Annotated in this window: 8 protein-coding genes; 2 read left to right on the top strand and 6 right to left on the bottom strand. The window is 39.5% G+C overall.

Annotated features, from left to right (window positions below; genetic code table 11):
* From U0M88_RS08270 to U0M88_RS08250, 5 genes are all read right to left on the bottom strand, one after another.
* A partial coding sequence (locus U0M88_RS08270; RefSeq protein WP_331869519.1) for an ATP-binding cassette domain-containing protein occupies positions 1 to 136 on the bottom strand: 136 nt, incomplete at its 3' end.
* Positions 136 to 942, bottom strand: coding sequence for an ABC transporter permease (locus U0M88_RS08265; RefSeq protein WP_331869518.1), 807 nt, complete (start codon positions 940 to 942; stop codon positions 136 to 138). The genes U0M88_RS08270 and U0M88_RS08265, both read right to left, overlap by 1 nt.
* Complete coding sequence (locus U0M88_RS08260; RefSeq protein ID WP_331869517.1) at positions 939 to 1,787, bottom strand: ABC transporter permease; 849 nt, start codon at positions 1,785 to 1,787, stop codon at positions 939 to 941. Before U0M88_RS08260 ends, U0M88_RS08265 begins: the two co-directional genes overlap by 4 nt.
* On the bottom strand, positions 1,762 to 2,598 hold the full coding sequence (locus U0M88_RS08255; protein ID WP_288229997.1) for an alkaline phosphatase family protein: 837 nt from the start codon (positions 2,596 to 2,598) through the stop codon (positions 1,762 to 1,764). The genes U0M88_RS08260 and U0M88_RS08255 overlap by 26 nt, the downstream gene beginning before the upstream one ends.
* Positions 2,588 to 3,688, bottom strand: a complete 1,101-nt coding sequence (locus U0M88_RS08250) for an ABC transporter substrate-binding protein (protein WP_331869516.1) — start codon at positions 3,686 to 3,688, stop codon at positions 2,588 to 2,590. The genes U0M88_RS08255 and U0M88_RS08250 overlap by 11 nt, the downstream gene beginning before the upstream one ends.
* A gap of 214 nt (positions 3,689 to 3,902) precedes the next feature.
* On the opposite strand from U0M88_RS08250, the gene U0M88_RS08245 reads away from it, so the two are divergent.
* Complete coding sequence (locus U0M88_RS08245; RefSeq protein WP_331869515.1) at positions 3,903 to 4,535, top strand: EcsC family protein; 633 nt, start codon at positions 3,903 to 3,905, stop codon at positions 4,533 to 4,535.
* Between the two features lie 158 nt (positions 4,536 to 4,693).
* Positions 4,694 to 5,110 (top strand): Hsp20/alpha crystallin family protein, encoded by a 417-nt coding sequence (locus tag U0M88_RS08240; RefSeq protein WP_331869514.1) that lies wholly within the window; start codon positions 4,694 to 4,696, stop codon positions 5,108 to 5,110.
* A 229-nt stretch (positions 5,111 to 5,339) separates the two neighbouring features.
* Here the strand turns inward: U0M88_RS08240 and U0M88_RS08235 are convergent.
* A partial coding sequence (locus U0M88_RS08235) for a phosphate signaling complex PhoU family protein (RefSeq protein ID WP_331869513.1) occupies positions 5,340 to 5,725 on the bottom strand: 386 nt, incomplete at its 5' end.

Here is a 5,725-nt window from a genome sequence, read left to right as displayed (position 1 = left end):
GGGTGGATTTGCCACAGCCGCTTGGTCCTAGTAGAGTGACAAGTTCTCCTTTTTCGACATCCAGATCGATACTTTTTAACACCTGGTTAACACCATCATAGCTTTTACAGATGCCTCGAAACTCAATATAAGCCATTATGCTTTCCTCCCTTTCGTTGATTTGATTGCTTTGTTTTGAATCATCAATGTGAATGTAGAAATCAACAACGTTGTGATAAATAAGATCACAATGATTGCACTCGATGTCTGTCCTGATTTGGAAATTGTCTGGTACAGATAGATTCCTGCGGTTCTAAAGGCACTGCCGGCAATCATGTTGACAACAACGAAATCCGCAAAGATCATCGTAAATGCCAACATCATTGTGGAAATAATGCCTCGCTTCATCTGTGGGATCACGATCGTAAAAAAGGCATGCAGTTTGGAACATCCCAGGACCTGTGCTGCTTCAATCACACAACGAACATTCAAAGCACCAATCATATTTTTCAAACCACGGAATACATATGGCAAAATAATGATACAGTAAGCACCCACCAATAAGAAAATACGGTTCGAAAGAAAGCCTGGCTTGCCCGAATATAATGAAATGATACCGGCAGCTAAGATGACCCCCTGAATCGCATACGGGATATTACAAAGGATTTCAATATATTTTTCCAGCTTTGGTACATACAAAGTGATCACATACAAAACCAATAAGATCGCAATCGTACAGATCACAACCGGCACGATAGAAATCACAATGGATCTAAGTAAGGAATTGATAAAGGCGCCATCGGAAAAAATGCCGGCATAAAAGCTCAGGGTAAATCCGGTCGGCAATATATCCATCCATTCGGTAAAGACCGAATAGAAAAACGTCAAAGCCAATGGCAAAATCAAAAAAGCTGAAACCAGAAACAAGATCAAGCCATCCCACAAATGTGTTTTTATCTTCATGCGTTTGCACCTCGTTTCTGAAATTTATTGGTGATTAAAATGGAAATGACCATCAAGATCATCATGACAAGTGCCAAAGCACAACCAAACTCTTGATTTTGTACGACTTCCCCTACATATTGTTGCGAAATACGAATCGGTAAAAGCGCAATATTGTTGCTTAAAAGCGCATAAGCCGTTCCATAGGCAGCCAAAGAATTGGCAAATAACACCGAGAAGGTTCCTAGAATACTTGGCAGTAAAGAAGGAATGGCCACCTTAAACCAATAGTGAAAACTGTTTCCTCCAAGAAGTCCAACCGCTTCTCTCCATTCTTTTTTCAAACCGCCAAAAATCGGAAGCATCAATAAAGTAGCCATTGGAATCTGGAAGTAAATATAGGTCAAAAGCAGACCGTTGATCGTATATAGATCAAAATCAGCCAGAAAACTGATGCCATAGTTTTTCCCAATCAGCGTTAAGATTCCCACATTTCCTAAAAGAATCATAAAAGCGAAAGCCAAAGGTACACCGGCAAAGTTACTGGTGATGTTTAACACACTGTTAAAGATATTACGAATCTTGGGACTGGCCGCATTGGCCGCTTTGGCCGCCAAAAACGCAATCACGATACCGGCCAGAGCCGATACCACGGAAATCCAGATACTGTTCCAGATGGACTGCTGGTAAAGTCTTGTGGAAAAGATCTTCACAAAATGCTCCACGGTAAAACCACCGCCGCCGGTAGGTGTAAAACTTTTGATAACAATATTGATCAAAGGAAGGATCTCAAATAAAAACGTGATCACAAAAAAGGGAATCAAAGCCAATAAATAGACTTTACTGTTCTTCTTTGTTTTCGTCATGCAAATCCACCTCCAAATCTTTCATCTTTTCAGATGTATCTATCCCCAGTATAAAACAAAGCAGGGGTGCCATATCCAAAGTGGTCAGCTGTTTTTTTGACAAACCTGGCTGAACACGAGAATCCAGGATATACAATGCAGTATTTCTTTGACTGCTGCTATTTCCACCATGATAGCCCTGCTCACTCATGCCATGATCAGCTGCTACTACAACGCTATAGCCCTGATCTAACCACATCGGAATGTATGTGGATAACAGCTTGTCATTTTGAATCACGGCCTGGCTATATTCTTTAGAACCGGCGCTAAACTTATGACCGGCATCATCGATACCCATCGGATGGATCAATACAAAGTCATAGGTATCCTGCTTCATAAACTGCGCAGCCATCGAATATAAGTGAGAATCCGGAAAGGTATCTGCGTAGTAAAAAAAGCCTCGATCGATACAAGAATTTGAATCTTCATGAAGCATATCTGTGTCCTCATCAAACGGAGCTGAAAGATACAATTCACTGATCCAGTAATACGCTAACACAAGGCTTTTTTTATGCGCATTTTTCAACATTTGAAATAAATGCTTCTGGTTCGATAAACGAACGATTTGATTATTGGTAATACCATGCTCTAAAGCACTGACACCGGTAAAAATCGTTTCGTACATCGGACGAGAAGCGCTGGGAAGCTCTCCCAGCACTTCGTATTTCGCCGCTTTCTGTTTTTCAACACAATGTTCCAGATACCCTAAATGTTCTCTGGCATATTGGCTTTGTAATCCATCCAATAAAACAAAGACTGTTTTATTGGGCATAAGCTACTACTTCTTCCTGCCAGGAGCTGGATAGATCGGCAACAGCTTTGTCCCAAGCTTCCTGATCTTCAATAAAGCGAGCATTGGTGTATTGATCATCCGGCAACAAACTGGCCTTTACATCTTCTGGAAGCTCAACATCATCACGAATCGGACGGGCATATCCTTTAGCAAGATTGATTTGTCCTTCATCGGACAAGATGTATTCACGAGCTACCGCAGCAGCATACGGACGCTTTGTATATTTGTTGATGATCGTACAATATCCACTCTGAATGGCTCCATCGCTTGGAACAGATACTTCAAAGTTGGCATCCGGGTTATTTTCCATGATCTGAGAACGATATCCTAAAGAGTTGTAATCCCATAATACGGCAACTTCAATTTCTCCTTTTTCCAAACGTGCCACACTGGTATCTCCCATGTCCAAACGTCCTTCTTCGGCCAATGTCTTAAAGAAATCGAGACCTGGTTGAATGTTGCTTTCATCACCGCCAAACGCAATAGCTGCACTTAGCAGACCACTCTGTGCCTGTGTAGCTACGGAAACGTCACCAATTGTTAATGTGTAATCACCTTCCAAAACATCCTGCCAGCTCGTCGGAGCATCTTCTACAAGATTTTTATTGGTGATAAAGGTAATGGTTCCATAATAACCGATGATCCAGTCACCATCATCGTCTTTAGCCCAATCCGGAACAGAATCCCAATAGGATGTTTTATATGGTAAAGTAACACCCTGTTCTTCGGCTACCGGACCAAAAGACTGTCCCACATCACCGATTTCTTTAGTCGCATCGTTTGCTTCATTGGCAAACAAAGCAATTTCTTCCGCACTGGACATATCTGTATCGGTATGTTTGATACCATATTTTTCTTCAATTTCTGTCCATGTTTCTCCCCAGTTTGCCCATGTATCCGGCATACCTACAGAGTTTACTTCTCCATCTTCTTTTGCCTTTTCGGCAATTTCATCAAAGCTCATCGCATTTAAATCTACTGTTTCTGTCTGCCCTTCTTCCGCACACCCAGCTAATAAAGAACAAGCTAAAGCGGCACACAAAGAGCCTCTTAAAATCTTCGAGTTCATTGTTCTCCTCCTTATTCCGACAGTATTTAGAATAAACGATAAGCATTAAATACGAATCATGACAACGTTAAAACTGTGCAATATATTATTAACAATTTGTAAAATGAAAAGCTTTTGCCTACAATACAATTATGTGGAAACAAAAGCTTCGAATTTATAAAATTGAAAGAAAAGAAAGGCGTTATCTTCATAAGTATGCCAAGAAAAAAGAGCCTTGGATCGAACAGAAATTCGCTCAAAAAGTTCCAAAAAGCTACAATCGACTTTGGCATCCGCTTTTATCAAAGCCTTTGATCTGATCTTTTCCAAAGGCGTGTCCTGGATTGAAAAGACATACGATAAAGATACGTTTCAGCAAACAACATGGAAACGTAATCATAAAGACACAAAAAGAATTGCCAAGCACCATGTTCTGGGCGCCGGAATCAGTGGTGTAGGTCTTGGACTTTTAGGTATAGGTTTACCGGATATCTTTTTATATACAGCACTGTTATTTCGCAATCTGTATCAGATTGCCCTGCAAAATGGCTTTTCTTATGAAACCTCTCAAGAAAAGATCTTTATTCTTCTTCTATTGCAGGGAACCTTCTGTTCCGGCGATGAGCTATTCAACGTTTATCATAAACTCAACCATCGACAGCACCTCAAGTTAGAAGAGGAAATAAAGTGTACTGCTTCCATGATGTCACATACACTTTTGGCCTTAAAGTTTGTACAGGGAATCCCTTTAGTTGGTTCTGCAACCGGTGTCTATGATGCCTTATACATGCATCGATTAAGTGAATATGCACAAATTCAATACGAAAAGCGAAAATTTTATCATAATGTTGAACAAAAACAACATTAAAAACAAAAAAACTAAAATTTTTAGCACTTTACTATTTACAGTGCTAAATTTTTGACTATAATAATAAGTGTAATCAGGGTAAGGAACCTGATGAGGAAGAAATTTCATGAACAACGGCTGCGTAAACAACCGCCTAGGAAAAAATGGAGGCGATGTATATGAAATTCTATCCAGGTTTTAGATCATTTGATTTGTTTGATGATTTCTTTGATGATGATTTTGGTTTAACGACTTCGTCTCAATTGATGAAGACAGACATTTGCGAAAAGAACGGCAATTACGAATTAAGCATGGAAGTTCCGGGTATTAAAAAAGAAGATATTCAGTTGGAGTTAAAAGATGGTTATTTGAAGATTACCGCCAATCGTAACACCAACAATGAAGAAAAAGACAAAGATGGAAAGATCATTCGTCAAGAACGTTTTACCGGTTCTTGTTCGCGTAGTTTCTATGTTGGTGAAAACATTAAAGAAGAAGACATCAAGGCTAACTTTGACAATGGTGAATTAAAGCTCACCTTCCCACGTGACAAGCCAAAACAAGTCGAGGAAAAGAAGTACATTCCAATCGAATAAGATTTTCCAGGTGCGCAAGCACCTCTTTTTTTATGTTCCTTGTTCATTCCATATCCATACATTTTTAAGATCATCACAGAAAACCATATAAAAGTGTGATATAAATCACAAAATTCTCAATAAAAATGTGAATAGATAGAAAATTCTATTTTAATATTCTTTCAATATTACCTTTGCATATAAAAAGATGCCCATAACAGACATCTTTAAACATGAACAAAATAAGAGATTATTCTTCACTTTCTAATACACCGGATTTTTGATACAACACCCAGCGTGCAATATTTCCGGCATGGTCACAAATACGCTCTAAGTATTTCCCAACCAACAACAAATTGACAAGATTTCCCGGATCATCCACCTTGGCAGCCAGTTTATCTGTATAAAAATTCTTGGTTGCCAGATAAGCGGCATCGGCTTTATCATCCATTTTGATCACATCCTGCGCAACTTGTTCATCTCGGCTCATATAGGCATTTAACGCATTGGAAATCATGCCCTTGGCCACCATGAACAATTCGGCAATAGAATCATGGATCTCACTGTTGGCACTGTGATCCATTTCCCGAATTAAAGAAGCCACTTCCTTTTCCTGATCCATGATACGTGTTAAAT

The sequence above is a fragment of the Faecalicoccus sp. genome, assembly GCF_036552745.1.
Taxonomy (GTDB): domain Bacteria; phylum Bacillota_I; class Bacilli_A; order Erysipelotrichales; family Erysipelotrichaceae; genus Faecalicoccus.
The sequence above is the reverse complement of the archived record's forward strand: the minus strand, read 5'-3'. Positions and strand labels throughout refer to the sequence as shown.